This window comes from Flavobacterium sp. WV_118_3 (assembly GCF_039778605.1).
Classification (GTDB): domain Bacteria; phylum Bacteroidota; class Bacteroidia; order Flavobacteriales; family Flavobacteriaceae; genus Flavobacterium.
Window position 1 is genome coordinate 1213097 of record NZ_CP156060.1, and the last position, 18079, is coordinate 1231175.

At 42.6% G+C, this 18079-nt stretch carries 8 protein-coding genes; all 8 read right to left on the minus strand.

Translation table 11 applies throughout. The features are described 5' to 3' along the window. Positions 1–42 precede the first annotated feature (42 nt). Positions 43–8601, minus strand: coding sequence for a hypothetical protein (locus ABFU83_RS05610; protein ID WP_347069519.1), 8559 nt, complete (start codon positions 8599–8601; stop codon positions 43–45). Between the two features lie 12 nt (positions 8602–8613). Then, entirely contained in the window at positions 8614–10239 is a 1626-nt protein-coding gene (locus tag ABFU83_RS05615; RefSeq protein WP_347069520.1) for a hypothetical protein, read from the minus strand. Between the two features lie 19 nt (positions 10240–10258). After that, complete coding sequence (locus ABFU83_RS05620; RefSeq protein ID WP_347069521.1) at positions 10259–13750, minus strand: hypothetical protein; 3492 nt, start codon at positions 13748–13750, stop codon at positions 10259–10261. Positions 13751–13813: 63 nt separating this feature from the next. Then, the gene (locus ABFU83_RS05625; RefSeq protein WP_347069522.1) at positions 13814–14206 is read right to left on the minus strand and encodes a hypothetical protein; all 393 of its coding nucleotides are present in this window, start codon (positions 14204–14206) and stop codon (positions 13814–13816) included. 114 nt (positions 14207–14320) lie between these two features. Next, the gene (locus ABFU83_RS05630) at positions 14321–14650 is read right to left on the minus strand and encodes a hypothetical protein (protein ID WP_136401690.1); all 330 of its coding nucleotides are present in this window, start codon (positions 14648–14650) and stop codon (positions 14321–14323) included. 535 nt (positions 14651–15185) lie between these two features. Further along, positions 15186–15761 carry a hypothetical protein gene (locus tag ABFU83_RS05635; protein WP_347069524.1) on the minus strand — a complete coding sequence of 192 codons (576 nt, stop codon included), beginning with the start codon at positions 15759–15761 and terminating at the stop codon, positions 15186–15188. A 7-nt stretch (positions 15762–15768) separates the two neighbouring features. Next, on the minus strand, positions 15769–16944 hold the full coding sequence (locus ABFU83_RS05640) for a class I SAM-dependent methyltransferase (protein ID WP_347069525.1): 1176 nt from the start codon (positions 16942–16944) through the stop codon (positions 15769–15771). Positions 16945–16946: 2 nt separating this feature from the next. Continuing rightward, positions 16947–18035, minus strand: coding sequence for an AI-2E family transporter (locus ABFU83_RS05645; RefSeq protein WP_347069526.1), 1089 nt, complete (start codon positions 18033–18035; stop codon positions 16947–16949). Positions 18036–18079 lie beyond the last annotated feature (44 nt).

The window sequence follows — 18079 nt, forward strand, 5'->3', positions numbered from 1 at the left end:
ATCTATAAAATCAGAACAGGCTGGGTGAGGTTGTTGGTGCTATTACAAATCGGTAATAGCGGTCAGCGATAATACGAGTGGTATTTGTAGTATCGGAACATAGGCATCGGTAACCGAATAGGCCGTCAGCGTAAAGCTAAAGGTTCCGTTGTTCTGTTGCGGATTGGTACTGTTCATCCAATTCGTGATACCGTCGGTTAACATCGTGGCGATGTTCGCGCCATGTGCGGTTACGTCTACTGCGGTTGGCGTTAGCATCACTACCGGAACATCGATTGTAAAGGTGGTTCCCGGTATACTATAGGTATAATCACATTGCATTTTGATGTTAAATTCGGTAATCGAAGCGTCAATGTTGAGCGTTAAGGCGTCAAATAAAGCCAACAATTGATTCTGTAACGTTCGGCTTGGTGCAGCCGGATAACTTGGCGTTGTGATCTGAGCGATATTAATCGCATTAGCGGTATTCAATAACGGAATAAGTTTGTTATAGAACATCACCTGTGGCGTCTGGTAAATAAACAGTGGATTGGTGGTTTGCCAGCTGCCATCTTTATTTTGTAGCAATTCTTCATTTCGGATCACAGCAACACTACTCCACGCATTTTGCGCACTCAAAATATCCAGATCGTCCAACACTACATTTCGCGACGGGTTGGTATTTCGGTCTTCATATAACAGATAAACACGCTGTCCGTTGTTATCCAGTTGGTAATAACGATAAGCAAGTGTATCGCCCGGAAGCAATTCGTTGGTATAGTTGTCGATCATTACGGTTATATTCGCATCCGCCGATTTCTGATCTTCCGGAATAATGGTTATAATCAGATAATCGGTTTCCGTTTCGGAACTCTCGGTAATTGTATAACCTAAGGTATACGGCGGTGCCGGAGTGAAGTCGGACATCATAGCCATGTTAACCGTTTTTCTTGGATTTACCTGGTTGGTAACCGACCATTGTGCGGCGACCTGATTGATGATGTCGATAAAGGCAAGCATGGCATAACGGGCATCCTGAGCCAATTCGGAATTAGCGTCCATGGTGGCCGGTGTTAACATCGCAAGACAGTTGTCAAAATCAGCATTTAACGATGGATACGAATCGATAAATTGTGCCAAAGCCTGGTACATACCCTGATTTTTGGTAGTCATTACCGTATAATCACTCTGGTTTTCATCGGTCACATTAAACTGAACTTCCGTTACAATCGTATCCTGTGCTGCCGAAGTGTTCTGATAGGTATAGTAATACACCCACTGACGGGCTTCTTCAATCGTAGGCGAGGCATCGTCGTTGGCTGGATAATTAAAGTTCTGAGCCGTAACCGATGGCGGTGTAGGATAGGAGCGCAACGGTACCGGAATGGTGGTTTCGCCCACATCACCCATTTGTGCCAATGGTGTGATTTCGGAATTGATTTCGCCACTTAATGGAACAATAAAGGTGAGCCAGGAAGAGGCCAGATAATCGTCCAGATCCGGAATTTCCGTGATGTCAAATTCCATATGGCTAACGTTGTATTGCATATCGCCAAAAGTAAAGCTACGACTTTCAGCACTGTCTTTGGCTTCAAACATATACGTTAGCCAGGAAGCACCGTTTGCGGTTGGAACTTTTGCGGTTGATAAGGAATATTCGGTTGAGGTTGGTACTTCGTCGGTACCCGAAAGCGTCGGATCGAGACCCAGCATTTTTCCATATAAATTCGGTACAAATGGCGCATGTGGCGGATCGTTGTTCGCATCGGCATATTCCGGACCGCTATACGACGAACTGATACTGGCCGTGGTTTGTACGGAAGCGACATAACGGTAGGCATTCGAAAGCTGAATCAGGATTTGTTGTTTCCATTTTTCCTGAGCGTTGCCAATGTTGGACGGATCTTTTGCCGTACAAGGTGGTGATGTTTGTCCGCTGCATGGATCGATGATAAAGTCGATGGTGCCTTCGATGGCTTCGGCTATGGTTTGTTTGGCGTCGAGTATTTGTTGTAAATAATCCGGATCGTCCGGGAATACTTTATAGGCTGTTAATAAGAATGCCGGAACGGAATAGGCCGGACTCAGGAATTTATCGACCGCCTGAAGGAATTGTAATCCCCAGCTATCCATATCGATGCTGTTAAAGTTTTTAACCACGCTACCGTCCGGAACGCCTTTGTCGTAACTGGCAATCGAAGCGGAGAAGGATTGTAAACTTGTAGCCAGTGGAACCGGTGCAAAATAATAGGTTTGGTCTTTGTCAAATCCAAAGCGTAATCCGTTGGCACCCGTACTGTCAAAACGGACCATCCATAATGGCGCATTGGCTGTGGTGTCGCTGTTGCCTTTGGTTAGGTTTGCGCCGGTAGCGGCTTTTAAAATAATGCCGGTATACGGTTGGTTCAGGAAGGCCGTTTCAAATTGTTGCGCAAAATAGGTCAACGCCAACATGCTGTTCTGACTGTTGTCGGATAGCGGCTGAATCTGAGTTGTGGCTTCGGCTACACCGGCTACACCCACAAAGTTCGGATCGAGATAGGCCGTACGAACCATACTGAAACTGGTTGTAATTAACGCGATTTCCGGCAGACTAACCAGGTTTGTGGTGGTCATTTGCGTGTTGAGCGTATAGGCTTGTACGTCTACAGCAGCCTCTCCCGCCACTACGGTTTTTAAATATTCGATTATCGGATTGATAAATTGTTTCAATAGTTCCGAATTGGCCAGTTCGTGTACCATAGGAGTGGTATTCCCTTGAGCATCAACAGTGTCTTCTACGGTAGTGGTATAACGAAGTGCCATATTCGGACTGTCCAATTGATAATACAGGTTCATATAGGTCTGTAAATCGATTTGAGCATTGTTTTGCGCACTTTCTCCTTTATAACGGGACGTGTTAAAGTTGAAGGTCAGGATTAAGTTTGGTGCTTCTGAAAGCAGGCTAAATAAATAGGATACTGATACCGATGGCCACTGACTCAGGGCGATGATGGCATCACTGTATAATACCTGCATGGCGGTATGTAAAGGCTGCGTATCGTTTGGTGGAATATTACCAAACATATCCTGCCAGTTTAAAACCATTTCAACCGTATCGCCAATTCCGGCATATGGATTCGGATATGACGGATCGGTTCCTTCCGGTTGTACGTATTTGTAGTACGGAATTACGGCATTGTAGTTCCAGTCTTCCAGATCGTCGTTGTCGGAGGTGTTGCCATCCTCGGTGTTGGAAACAGCTTCGTCGTCGGTAGAGTCTACCGGACCGGCCGGAGTCGGGTTTATATAATCTGGGATAGCAGGTACCGCCAGACCAATCAGGTTGAATTGGGTTTCCAGATACACCTGATCTTCGGCTAGGGTTGGCACCGGTTGTGTGGGCACATAATCACCCGGATTTTGTCGGGAGACTTCGTAGCCGACGGTTCCCGGTAGTAATGTGGCAATACGGGTGGTATACTGCTGATCCAAAGGTGCTGTTACCGGCGATTGTACGAATACGGAAGTAATGGAAGTATCAATCGAATCACCAATAATTACACTATTTACAAACGGACTGTTAATTAGGGTGTTATACGTAATTTGTATTGCAAGATTGGCCACACCGGTTCCGGCAAATAAGGAATCCGGTAAGCCGTTGGTGGCATTGTTTTCATAGTAGAAATAGTAACCGCCACTGCGAACGGTGCTACATTCCCATAATAGTTTGACAAAATCACCGGCGGTATTTAAGGTATTGTAAGTGCCTTCCGGAGTTGTTTCCATAACCATCATGCGCATCATGCTTTCTGCAGGATTGGTTTCGGTGGAAAGATTTGCCTGAATAATCGCTGTTTTATAGTCGCCGTTGGCATCCGACAGATAACCGCCATTGCTGTTTTGTGTCGGATCGGGCTGGTAGATAATCTGAATTTGTTGTATGGTACGGGTTCCGTCGGTATCGCCTATGGTATTCAGATAGGTAAGGAGTTCCTGTAAGTAAACCGTACTCGCATCGTCGGCACCAACCAGATTGTACATGTTTCCGGAAAGTGGTGTGACCAATCCGGATTGTGCCGTTATTTTTTGTAGCGTAAAGTTAATCGTTGTTCCCCACGTATAATTTTTTACATCGGCCTGGGTGGTTCCGCTGGCTGTTGTGGTAAGCGATTTGACTACAAACTGCCAGTTGTTGCCTTGTTCGGAGAAAATAGTCGTCAAATTGGACGGTAATTTCCAGATATACGGCTCATTGGTAACTTCCGGATAATAATCGCCCGGATATTGCCATAAGGCCGGACTTCCCAACGAGAAGGTTTGCGGGGTATCGTTATAGTTGACCAACGGACTTGGACCGTAGGTTAGCACCGGACTAAGCGAAATGGCCGCAATATCATGAATGTGCTGTATCTCGTTGTTGTCGATGGTTACGGTGAGTTTGTTGTCGGTTCCGGATACCATATTGATCCAGGATTCATCCGGATTTTCCAAAATTATGGAGTAAAGGTCGCCTTGTTGTAAGGTACTCGGAATGGCGAGTTGTTGTCCTGTTAGTACATATAATGGTTGGGTTACTCCGGTTGCCGCTTCCGGTGGTGCCGGCAAACGCATTCCGTGTAACATAAATCGTGAAGCCATACCGCTGATACCGTCGATACTGTCGGTTACCGCATGATTTACGACATCGCTCACCGTTCCGGAGAAGGTTTCCTGAGTGTTCAGGTAGTCCAACGCCGATTGTAAGGCTTGTTTGGCCAGCAAGGCTACGAAATCGGTAAACATAAACGTCGGAAACGACAAATTGTGCTGGTCTTCGTAGGTCGGATCGGTGATGTTATCACAATCGGTTGGCGCATAATAGTCCGCAGTCATATCCGATTGATAATCGACACTGGTCGAGGCCAATAAGGCCGTAATATCGTTAATATAGCCCTGATCGCCGGTCATGCTTTCCGTAGCAAAGTCGATCGGGTTTCCGGCCGTTCCGTTTAATTCGGTATTTAAAATCAATTCCGGAACAACCGGGAATACGGCGGCATCCATGGTACCTTCGGTATTGGCATCGACTGCGCGGATATTCAATTCAAAATACGTACTGAAAAAGGTTTTGATGTCGTCCTGAGCCGCATTACTATAGTTAAAAGGCGGTTCGTGATTTGGTCGCGTATTAAAATAGCAGAGCATACTGTTAATCTGGTCGGCGGTGATCGTTTGATTTTGAAGCCAATCCAGTCCGGTATTGTCTGCTGTATTTCCAATTAAGGCATTGATTGTCCAATATAAAACACCTTCGGTTACGCCAAAAAGGCTGTTATTGTCCGGATCGGTGTTAATATAAAGCATGGCAATATATTGCGGACCGGCAGCGCCGCTTTCGCCGGAAACGGTTAATTGCGGAAAGAACATTAAATCCAATGGTACCCTGGTGGTGGTTTGTAACGGTTGCCATTTTAAAACAACCTGAGTGGTTTCGGCAAGACTTAAACGTTGCAGACTACGGTAGTTTTGCGGTAAGGCTCCTTTGGCCAAAGCATCTTTCGACGGACAAAGGTTCCACGGTGCGGAGGCCGAAGTGTCGCTTCCTACGACAAATGAGGCACTGATGGTAGTGCTGAATCGAAGCGAAACTTTGATTGAGAACAATCCCAAATGGATCTTAACCGTTAGTTTTACCGAAACACCGGCTTCAAAGGTAATCGGGATTGGCATATAGCTTTCGATCGTCATCGTGATATAGGCATAGGCCATAATATCGACTTTGGCCGAAATAATCGCAAAGTTGACTTCTCCGTAAATATGACCGGTTAATCCAAAGGTTCCCTGTACTTTATAGTACGTATCGTCGTAGGTATCTAAGGTTGGATTGGCACTGAAAAAGCCTAATACACCCTGGAAGATTCCAACGGCAGTAAGGGATAGTCCGGCTTTTAAAATTCCTTCGTCTACGGTTTTACCTACACCAAGTGAAAGGCCAAGTCCAAATTCGATAACCGGGTTAAAGTTTCCACAACTTGTGGTGGGTACGCTATTAGACGTTGCACCGCTGAGGTAACCAAAATAAAACCCACCGTATCCTAAAAAGGGAAATACCTGTATGGAAAAAGAACGCGAAAAGTCGGTAATACTGGCCGGAAATCCGAAATCGAGATAGAAATTTCCGTTGGTGTAAATCTGTACACCTATAATGGGTAAACTGATCGATACTTCACCAAATTCAAAATGCCGGAATTCATCCGGTAATTGTAAATCCAGCTGGTACATTCCGATCGAGTCGTTTATTTTTTTATAAAGGATTTCAAATTGTAAGTTTTTAAAATAATTGGATTCCGGACTCACGCCAATTAACAAACCATAAAGGTTCGGATCGTTAAAAACGGTCGCCACACGATAGAATTTGGCCACGGTAAAATCGGCTCCAATTAACCAGTTGCTGTTTTGATCAAATACCAGTGTGCCGGGTTTAGTGTCGGGTGTTGCGGCCGGAACCGGAATCGTACTATCACCGGTGTTGGAAGTTGTGGTAAAAGCCTCTTCGAGTGCTGTGATGGCTTCTTCAACCGAGTTGAGTTCCGGTGAGTCATAGAGCGATACATGCTGCCCCAAGGCCAGAAGTTTTAAATCGAAAAATTCTTCTCCCATTCCCGGTACCGGTGGCATTTGCGTCGCATCACTACCTTTTCCGCCTTCCTGTAACGGTGAATCGGGTTCGATTGGCAGTCCTAAAAAGGTTCCGGTAAAGTACATATAAACACCGCTACTGGAGGCATCTTCGGCATCTTTGGTGATTTTTAAGGTTTCGATATTGATAAACCCAAGATCGATATGAAGCGGAATCGTGGCTACAATACTACTTTTGTTGTTTTCTTTATAACGGGTATAGGTAAATTCAAATCCGGATAGGTCGATGGTGTCGAGTAAATTCCACGGTGCTGCCAATGAAAAGCCGGGACTAAAAGTACCTACAAATGTAGTGATCAGTTCGCCCAGTGAGATTTTATCGAATTTGATGTCGATGCTGTCGTAGTCGGTGTTACCAATATAGGTTATTTTACAGGCAAATTCCGGCATGTTGAGGTACACCTGTGTTTCTTCGGAACCAAACTCATAACCGACTTCAAAGGTAAGTCCAAGCATTTGGCGGGCATCGGCGATTCCGGCAATGGTCCCAGACGTACCGTTTTCATCATATTTTATCGCTACATTGGCGTCGAGTTCCAAATCAAAGGAACTGTATTGCAAATGCCAGTTGACGTCGCCGCTAACATCGTAGGTCGTAAGCTTGGTTTTGTCGTCCGGAACTACGGTTACAAAATTGACATTGCTGATATTCGGTAAATTATCGGTTACCCAACCTGGAATATCGGCCATACCAAAGGCTTTTAGAAACGTATAGGCGATTGATCCCAACGATATGGTTTGATCGGTACCGGTACTCGCACCAAAAGTCCAGGCTGTGGCATCGTATCCGGCATAAATGGTAAGATCAACACCGGTTTGATCATCTGGACCGATATGGAAGAAACCGGCAATTTCTCCGGTAGTCGTTCCCTGAAGACTATTTACGTCAAGGTTGAGTCCTGTCATCGTAAAACTCAGACTCGGATCGTTGATGGTAAAGAAAACCCAGTTGCTCACAATGGAACAATTGAGGGTATAGTTTTGAGAATCGGGATCGATTTCGATATTTAAAACCTGTATTTCCGATTCCAGATCAATCGTGGTACCGCTCCAGAACATCGTAAGCAGATCGCCCAGTTGGATTGTTCCTTCTGTGAGCTGTACACTTGCGGTAAAATTCGGATAATGTGCTGTAAGTGCGACCGTGTTGGAATCGGGTGGACCTATCGTAAAGGTTCCGGTAATGGTAAAATCGGTACTACTGGCGCTGGACGAACTAAATCCGGAAACGATACAATAAATATCGATACCGGTAATGGCAACACCGGGCAAAATCTGCCAGATATAATCGGGCGGTGTGCTGATCTCAATACCCATATAGTCGACAATACTAGTAGCGGAATCGTAACTGATGTCGATCGATTTTAAGCCTAAGGTACTCAGCGTACTAAAAGGTTGTGGTAAAGCGGTGGTAAGGTTAATTCCGCCGGCCAACTGGTAAAAATTGGAAATACTCGGATACGGATCGGAAAAAAGCCCTTGAAACATCCAGATATTATCGGTAACAGGATAGCCCATAGCGACCTGTAGCGTCACTCCGGTATTGATGGTTCCGCCAACGATACCTACTACGGGTAACTCGGCTTCGGGAATACAAAGTTCGTAATACGGAAGGGTAACGGTAAACCAGTTGACGCCCGGTAAGGCGATAGTTTCACCCAAAAGCGTGATATAAAAGGTTGAGTTAAGAATTTCATTTTCAATATAAAACTTTACAAAACAATCGCAGTCGGGTATCTGGAACGAGGACGTTTTTCCTTTGATCAGAATATTGTTTTCGTCCGGCATTGCAATCAGAACGGCATTGATAATTAATTGTCCGTCCGGTACAAATTGTTTGTAAGCGTTTGAGGTGATCGGAAGATCGAGTACAGCAGTAGCATTGACAAAGTACAGTTGATTATCGCTGTTAACCTGTCCTTGTAGGCCGGTATAGAGTTGTTGTAGTTGTTGCGTATCCATAATGCTAATCCTTTAATTGTTTAGAGAATCTTTATAACTGATAAAATAAAGAAGTCCCAGATATAACTTATCCTGCTGCTGGTTTTGAAAAAACGCCTGTAATTTGGCAAAATAGGTATTCAGAGAATCAGCGCCACCATTGGTGTTGTAGACCGTTGTTATAAATTGGCTGATTAAATAGGTTGGAGTGGTTTTAAAACCATCGGAAGGTGGTTCGAGACTAAATGGATTTACGCTCATAGCCGTATTCATGGTACCGGTAGATTGGTTAAAAGTATAGGAAACACTGTTACAATCTTTTGCCTGCTGGCAATTTGCCGTTGCGCTTAGTGGTAACGTAGGGTATACAACGCTCGCATCTTTTAAAATGTTCAGATAGGGCACTCCCATATTGAGAACCATGTTTGCGGTTGCTTTTCCTTCCAGTACACAAGGTAATGTACTCAGAGAATACATATAATTAAATGCGCTCACCGGAATACCACCCATTTTAACCACTAGAATTTTGTTGGCACCTCCTTCACCGTTTAAAAGTGCTATTTTTTCTGTTAATTTCGAATCGGTATAACTGATCACTTCAACGGTGTGTGTGTCTAAATCCCCTTGAATAGCCGGTAAATTGTTCACTAATGTATTTATTTGATCAAGATCTGGAGCGGCACCACTGAGCAGGGTATTTAATGTAGTGTATGTTTCATCTTTAATGCTGGCAAGGTTTACAATAATAGCCCCGCGTTGCTGATTTCCGGAACCAAATCGCTGTACATAGCGAACGGCCGTGATCAGATCAAACAAAACGTTTTGAGCCAGTATTTCGGGATTGGCGTTGGTCGCTCCACTGGTTTCTGTACTGCTAATTCCATAGACCGGCAGGAGGTTAATTGGATTTGTTGTCGACAGCGCAGCATTTACGATGGTTTGATAGGGGGCATATTTAGTAGGATCACTTGCAAAAGCGTCTTCTGACGGTGGTTGTGGCGGATTGATAAAATAACCTCTTTTTCTGGAATAGGTTGTTTTTCCTAATACAGCTACCGTTTCCAGTACGATAGACTCTGCGGCAGTCTTGTCAAAACGCTGAATGGAATTTTGTTGAGCCCATTGATACGGTTGTAATTTTAAAAAGAAGCTGACATTTACACCAGGTATTATAGGTGTAGTATCTGTTGCGGGAGTGGGAGCATATGCCAGATTTACACTTTTACTGTCATAGCCACCGGTAATTCCAAAATTCTGAATCGGGTAGCTGGCAATATTAGTTGTAAAATAGGTTAGGGGAATCATGGTAGCATTCACCGTAGGATTGGTACTTAAGGTTACCGTTACCGGATTGTCGCCATTAGGTGCAAATCCGGGGATTAATTTAATCAGCTTGTTTACGGTTAGGTTGTCTTCTGCACCTTCCGCATAGACAACCTGGAAGGTATGATTAAACCCCAGTTGTATTAAACGATACATGATCATCACGGTATTGGATTGATGTCCCATTCCGGGCGAATCGGCTACATAGACCCGGATGATTTGATTTTCGGCACGCGACAGAAAATCGGAAAGTAAGGTAAGTTGCTCCTGTGCGTTGTCTTCTGTAATAGCAGCAACATTGTCAACTAATATTTTTATTTGGTCGGTTAAAGACATGGGGTTCGGTTTTAATTATTTAACTTTTGACATAGGCACCATACCAGCCTAAGCTTTCAGGTTTGGCATCGGAGGCCGGATTTCCGAACAGCATAAAACTAATGTTACCACCCGGCGGAAACGAAAGACTAAATACGTCTAAAGCGATATTGTTTATTTTCATCAGATAGGCAATACTATCGGTTCCGGTGGCTGTTTGTAGCATAATCGAACCGATGTTAAGTTTCAATACGCCCTGTAAGCTAAAAGACGGTGCCTGCGGATTGACGCCCGGGAGTTTTACACCTGCCCAGGCTCCTTTGGCTCCCACACACCAGGCCATCATAAAGGAGGAGGTAAAACCGGCCGAACTGGCCAGGGCGCCCAGTGTTCCCATATTGAGGTTAAATACCAGGGCGTACCATTCGCCGCTTACGCTCTGCTGGTTTTGTAATTCCGGCATCGATACATTAAGATAGCCCTGTTGAGTAGGCGTATCGCTGTTGTTTCCCCAGCTGATTCCCGAAAGTTGTAACGGAAAATGGGAATACAAACTGTCGGCACGTGGTGTACTTTGTCCAATGTCGAATGCCATTTGTCCGATATCAAATGTAAATGTTTTGACCGTTGGTGTTTCCAGTTGAAACGTAAGGTCAATATACATGTTGGAATAGGAGAGTCCTTTAAAATGATTGTTCTGACTTCCTGCTTCGGTACCAAAAGAAAACAGATCAAAGCCATCCAGTTTGGTATAATTGATAAAGCCCCAAAAGGAGAATTTGGAATACACCGTACTGCTGCCTTCGTCATCCTGTGGTACTACGGTTACAAAGGTGGTTTTTATGATTTCGACTTCGGTAATGATGTTGGTGTTAACCAGATTCAGAATGTTATCGGACGTATTCATAAACGTATACGACGGTACACCATTACTGTTTTCGTAGGTTCCGGTTAATATGATCAAATTATTTCGATTGCTGGAATCGATTTTCTCGCCAAATAATTTATTGACGGTGAGTGCCAGATAGCTGTTATAGTTGTAAATCTTACTATTGGTAAAGACTATTTTTAATTGCAGGACGACAAAATCATAATCGACGGCACCATTAATAGGGGCTTTCGCTTTATAGACATCCGGATTCGATCCCAGGCCATAAAAGGTTTGGTCCTGATAATCGATCAACGCAAACATCGAACTGCTGGGTTGCATGGCCACTTTTCCGTTATCGTTGTTCACAATGCTGATGTCGATTCCGAAATGATGGGCATAAAAACGATTCAGGTCGATTCCGGCTAATAAACCTTGTAGTTCCACCGGGAAATCCTGTACGCTAATGTCTACCGCCAGAGAGAGTACACCTTGCCAGTTCGGATTGGTCGCGATGTTGTAAAAGTTGGCATAATCGTAATCCTTTCGTACGGTATACTGATCCATACCGCTTTGGATATATTGTTGCAGCCACATACTCAGATTCGGAAGTCCACTATTGGTTGTATCATTAAAAGTGTCAGGCGAATTCCATCCCTGTATGTTCTGTACTTTGTCGATTAAGGTACCGGTACAGAATTTAAAAATCAATACGTTTTTGTATTTTCCGTTGGTCGGTTCTTTCGGAACGTTAAGAATAAAAGGCCATTCGGCGATTTCCATTTCATTACTGAAATTATCCAGTACATAGCTGCCATCTTCGAGTTTTTCATTGTAGGAGATCACCAGAAATAGCTGGTTGGATTGCAAAGCGGTTTGTAAGGTCGAACTCGCCGGCGTAAACTGTAGATCAAATATTTTGGATAGTGTACCGGCCGAGGTCATAAACTGATTACTGGCCAGTTGTAATACATCCCAAACGCCGGTTTGTTGGTTTACATTTACATAGAAACCCTGCGGACTTGTAGAGTCTATTCCACTGTCTTGGGTGGTGGCGCGAGCGCTATGTAAGCTTTTGGGAGCAGCAGGTAGGCTTTGTTTTTGCATGACCTGTGCAATGAGGTTTTTTCGCGTCGGATTTAAGATTTGTTTTTCAAATAAGGAATAATCGACGGTCGAGGAAGCATTCGTCTGTACCTTTCCATACGGAACCATTGGAACAAAAATCGTTTCCTGCGCGTCGGATAAGACACCGGAACCGGTAACAAGATGATCAAATAAAGGCGAACTAACATCCTGTGTCGGCGCGAATAAAGCTGAACCCTGAGGCTGCGCATGGTATACAATTGCGGTGTTATTTGCATTTGCCATTACAACCGCACTCCAGGCGGTATCATATTGATAGGACAACCATTCCTGAGTGGTGTTACTTCCAACGACATTTTGTGTCGCCTGAATGGGAAACTGAGGTGCATAAGCATATTGATTCGGATTAAAACACAACCAGTCTCCGGTTCCGGTTACAACAAGGGAAGCGTCTATAAATTGCGGTGTAAAGCTAATCGTTTCCGTAGCGCTAAGACCGCACATGAGCTGCATTTGTTCCTGAGTGTCCACATAGGTTTTGTAAGCACTGTCCAATGTCAACGTAAGGGCGCCCTGCGGCACCATATACCATATGGCCGATTGGTTACCAGGGCTTTGCTCACTAAAAACGAGTAGGCCACAATTGGCTTCCGGATAGTTTTTGGAAGTGCCGATATCGGAAAAATTGGTATACGGGATCAATTGTATCGGATAGCCAAAATTGGTCTGATAATAGGAGGAAAGTGATGTAAGCCGGGAGACTTTTGTATTGGTATTATAGGTGGTCCCTAAAAAGGCCAGATAGGAGTTTAATCCGTTTTTGTTTAATAAATCACAAGGGAAAATACTGGCTTGCATCTGGATCAGGTCATTCATATTACCGGGAACGATTTGCGAATAATTGATCACCGTAGGGGTATTATTATTGGAACTATCTAAAAAACAATACTGTTGGGCGACGTTAAAACTCGTAAAATCGGAAGCAGCATAAAATCCGAATATAAAACGAAAATGCCCCTGACCTTTTCCGGTGAGTGGTATTTCGATAGTACTCATGATCTGGGACGATGAGGATTTGTTATTCGGACGGAACGTATAATTGGTAATACTAACCGGTCCGGATATCACAAATGTATTGGTAGTAAAATCTATGTTGAGTGCTACGCTGCTATTACTAATATACAGGGTAGCATAGTTGTTGCCAAAGTTAAAATTGTAAGTACTTAAAACAGAATAAGCACCATTGGTGCCGCCTGTTAATATAAGTTGCGTGGTATTACTGGTTGTAAGAGTGGCATTCGGGTCTTTAAACCAGACTACCGAAGCCGATTGATAGGTTTGTAAAGGGCCTAAAAAGGTGTAGACATTGTTTACGAACGTGGTCGCATCCAGTGTTGGACTACTATAAGCAAATAAAAAGTAGCCGTTATAATTGGGTAATTCTTCCAGAGTCAGGGTATCGCTTTCCGGAATGGAAACACCTTTGGCCAGTAAATAGGCAAACCAGTACGAATTATCGCTGGCAACATATAAAGCGGCATTTCCGGATGAGGTATTGGTAAATTGTAAACTTGCCATATCGGTAATGAACTTAGGTTAAGTAAAAAATAGTCCGCTAGTTCCGGCAAGTTTGTTTGCGATTCAGTTTGGAATATACCAGCCTACCAGATCGCCCATAAAGGGATAACGGGTATTGTTGGCCGAAACGGAATAGCTAAAATCACCTTTTAAAGTGGCAATTAACGGAGGATAAACAAGATTCAGGGTTAGGGTTCCGTTTGCCGAACCAAGTCCGGCTTTTACGTCAAACTGATAAACAGGATTGGTTCCGGTTAAAGAAACGATTCCAACGATTACCGTATTGAGTGTTAAGGTGCATACTACAATTTTACCGGTACTGTCGATATTGTATTGTATCGAAAGATCGCCGAAATAGCGAATGCCTCCCGTACCGGGTTTACTAATCGCGGTACTATCCTGATACGTATAGGAAGTTTCCTGAGCTGTGGTAGTCAAAGGCAAGCCTGTGAGCATGCCCAAAAGCAATACCCAAAAGACACAAGCATGAAGCCTGTTAGCAACAGGCTTTGTGATCTTAGTGGACAACATTTGCAAAACCCAGGAAACTATCCGGTATATTAGTCAGGATTATGACCAGGTTGCGATTTGTTTAGAGAAAGCAGCTTCGTTCTCACCAGATTGATCGGTTCCACGTCCACTGGCAAATACTTGTCCGGCGTCAAATCCGAATTGTGCCGTAAAAGTCATGGAATCGATTTGTAAGGTTTGTAACCCGGACTTAAATTCAACATTTTTAGCCGTTGGCTGTACCGGTGAAAGGGTAATGGTACCTAAATTACCTGCTGCTGACGAAAAAACAGTACTCGATACCTGCATTCCACTTTGAATGGATACTGTTGTTGTTGCCTGAATACTGTTTACTAGCATTGATGTTTGGGTGTAAGGATAAGTTGCCATAATTTTTTTGTGTTTGTTGGTTGATTCTTACTCGTAAGGCTTTTCAGTAACGCCCCGTTTTTTAAGTGGTTTCTGGACTCCACGATTTGCGATGTTAAAAGAGTAAATTTGAGCGCTTATTGCTAGTGCAATGTAGAATCCTTTTAAAAAAAGAGGCAACGTATAATTACCTGTTTTTTATTTTTTTTATATGAATTGCGATTTTTAATATTTAATTATTTCGCATATTGTGTTTTTTAATGACTTTAAAAATTAAAAAGTGACATTTTGTATTGGAATATTGGTAGTGTTTTATCTTTTAGAAAAGTGTCTGACAGACAAAAGGCTTTGCTATAAAAGATCCTCTTTCATAACAAGGATTTTGTAGTTATACCTTATTAATTTAATTTACATGCCTAAAAAATATTTTCTGCTTTTACAAACGACATTAGTGCTACAACCACACTACAACCGCAGAAGACGGATAAGGAGAAACTAAAAAAATAAACGATCGGAGGCGTTACTATAATAAAAAAACCGGCAATGCCGGTTTTTGTTATTCTACACATTTCAGGTAGTTTATAAAATAATTTTCGGGATTGTAGACCGTCTCTTTAAAAGTATCCGATTTGAGTTCCTTATGCATGATATAATCAATGGTTTCGGAGGCAAATTTAATCCGGACCAACGTAATCGGATATTTTTTCAGATCTTCATAACCGTCTTTCGCAAAAAGGAAATAGCTGTTTAGAATCGAAATGTTGTCGCGTTCGGCCGAATTATACGTTAGGTTACTACAGTTTTCATCCGAACTATTGATCAATGTAACAATCTTACCGTTGGACAATTGTATAAAAATTCGCGAAGCAGCATTTACACAGGTTGCCTTGATAAAATCTTTACTCTTTTTAAGAATATGAAGGTTTAAATAGGGGGTTCCGTCCGAATTAACCAATGAGAAAAACACAAAAGTAGAGGTGGTTCCAAATACGTTTTCGTGAATCAGATAGTCCGGCGTTTTTTTGATCAACGTGGAATCCGTTTTTTCATCGTAATCGTATTCACATTTAATCGTTTGCGAATAGGAGTATAGGCTTAGGAAAAAGAACAGGCTTAGAAAAAGTTTTCTCATGGTAATCTTAAATTTTGCTGCAAATTACTATAATTTTTTCATTGTCGATGTTCGTGGTAAAAAAACAATAGGCATTTCCACCGTCTTTAATCTTCCATTTTTTTCGGAGTTCTTCGACTGATAACGGGAAATTACGGGTGGTGATATTTAATTGTTTGCCTTCGATATGGTTTTTGATTTCCGTTTTCTGATAGGGTATCACCATTTCAATCCGGAAACGACGCCCTGGAAAATCAAGTGGTTCATCGGAAGTATACAAATGCGAATGCGGATGTAATTTTCCGATTTTATAAATAGCACTTACCGCATCGAAAGCACCGGTTTTAAGTATGGCGCTATTGGGTTCGTACAAATAGTGTGTCGGCATGGAATACATTGCCGGCATGGATTGATTATAAATAGTACTAAAGACTGTTTCGCTATCTTTTGAAAGCGCAACGGCATGGATTTCAATCGGACCGGTATAGTCTTTTTCAATTTCCCATAGCAGTTCTTTTACTTCGTTGTCCAGTGCGACAACATGAATTTTACGTACAAAGCACAGTTCGGATAAACCGGCTTTAATATCCAGTAAAGGTGCTGTTTTGATCAGTATATGGTCACTATATTGAAAATAAAACGTCAGCGAATCGGGTACGTTTGGCAAACAATCCCGTAGCATAAATACTTTGCCTTTGGCATCGTTACGACGGGAAGGATCGATATAGATCCAATCCCAACGGGTGTTTAACTTTTGAATGATATCATGGCTATCACCTTGCTGACAATCAATGTTTTTGATGTTAAATTGTGTGTAGTTATGGGCGACGATTTCCGATAATTCCGGATTGATTTCACAATGGGTAACCTCTTTAAAGTGTTGTGCAAAATAATAGTCATCGATACCAAAACCACCGGTCAGATCGATCAGCGTATTGCCTTGAATCAGGGTTGCTTTATAAGCGGCAGTTTGCTCCGATGAGGTTTGCTCGATCGATATTTTTTGCGGATAAATGATATTTTTAGCACTAAACCAGGTAGGTAATTTATCTTTGGCCTTGCTTTTGGCCTGTAACTGGTTTAAGAGATCCGGCCAGCTGATTTCCGGAAACGGGTTCCGGCGCAATGCCAGTTTTTTTAGATCCGCAAGGTAATTCTGGTTGATAAAATCCTGTACGTCCGGTTGTAACAACGCTGCTATCAATACTAAATGTTTTTGGTGAAAATTTTAATAATCTGGTTATCCGGGAAAAATTCTTTCCCGATTACTTTTAAAACGGTATAAATAGGAACAGCTACAATCATTCCGAATACCCCAAAAAGCAGCCCAAAAATAAGAATTACCAGGAAAATTTCGAGTGGATGCGACTTAATACTGTTGGAAAAAATAATCGGCTGACTAACGTTGTTGTCGATTAACTGTACCACCATAAACCCGATCATGACATAAATAGCAGTTGGCAGCATTTCGGTTTTAAAATCAGTTCCAAGATTGCTAAGTAGTGTTAACGTAAGCGCAAGCACGGTTCCAATTAGCGGACCGATATACGGAATGATGTTTAATACGGCACATAAAAAAGCGATCACAAAGGCGTTTTCGATACCAAAAATCAATAAAACAATCAGATATAAAACGAATACGATAAACAATTGCAATAACAAACCGATAAAATAGCGGGAAAGTAATTCGTTGATTTTTTCTACCGACGACAGGATTTTGTCTTCATGTTGATCCGGTAGTATTTTTTTTGAAATCGAAATAAAAAGATCCTGGTCTTTTAAAAAGAAAAAGGTGATAAAAAATACCGACGCAATGCCAACCCCAAAACTGCTTAGTGTTCCAATAAGAGAGTTTAAAAAATTCGGAATAAGGTCAAAGTTGATTTTTGAAGTCCAATTCGAATTTTCCATCAGTTTTCCGGCATCGATGTTATGATCATTCAGATAAGAGCTGATCTGAAAAATAAGATTATTAAAATCCTGTTCCATCGAAGCGGTGTTCAAAAGAGACAGATTTTGTCCTTGTGACAGTAATAACGGAACAAACATCATGATCAAACTCACAGCGATCAGAATAAAAATGATCATCGTGGTGACCACGGCCAATGTATGACGGAATTTTAAACGCTTTTTTAAGATATTCATAATCGGCGTTCCGATCAGGCTGATTACCAGTGCTACCAACAGATATACAAATACGGATTGTACCTGATAGATAAAAAATAACAATAAGGTTATCAGGGCCAGTTTTACCGCGGCACCTACAATTCCATTGGAGATTTCTTTTGCGTCCATAGCGTTCTTTATTAGGAAAACTAAGATAAAAAAAAACTCGCTAT

Excerpts from the sequence above, each read along its gene's own strand:
- ABFU83_RS05615 (WP_347069520.1), bottom strand. The coding sequence starts at position 10,239 with ATGTCTTTAACCGACCAAATAAAAATATTAGTTGACAATGTTGCTGCT.
- ABFU83_RS05620 (WP_347069521.1), bottom strand. The coding sequence starts at position 13,750 with ATGGCAAGTTTACAATTTACCAATACCTCATCCGGAAATGCCGCTTTA.
- ABFU83_RS05630 (WP_136401690.1), bottom strand. The coding sequence starts at position 14,650 with ATGGCAACTTATCCTTACACCCAAACATCAATGCTAGTAAACAGTATT.
- ABFU83_RS05610 (WP_347069519.1), bottom strand. The coding sequence starts at position 8,601 with ATGGATACGCAACAACTACAACAACTCTATACCGGCCTACAAGGACAG.
- ABFU83_RS05625 (WP_347069522.1), bottom strand. The coding sequence starts at position 14,206 with ATGCTCACAGGCTTGCCTTTGACTACCACAGCTCAGGAAACTTCCTAT.
- ABFU83_RS05635 (WP_347069524.1), bottom strand. The coding sequence starts at position 15,761 with ATGAGAAAACTTTTTCTAAGCCTGTTCTTTTTCCTAAGCCTATACTCC.
- ABFU83_RS05645 (WP_347069526.1), bottom strand. The coding sequence starts at position 18,035 with ATGGACGCAAAAGAAATCTCCAATGGAATTGTAGGTGCCGCGGTAAAA.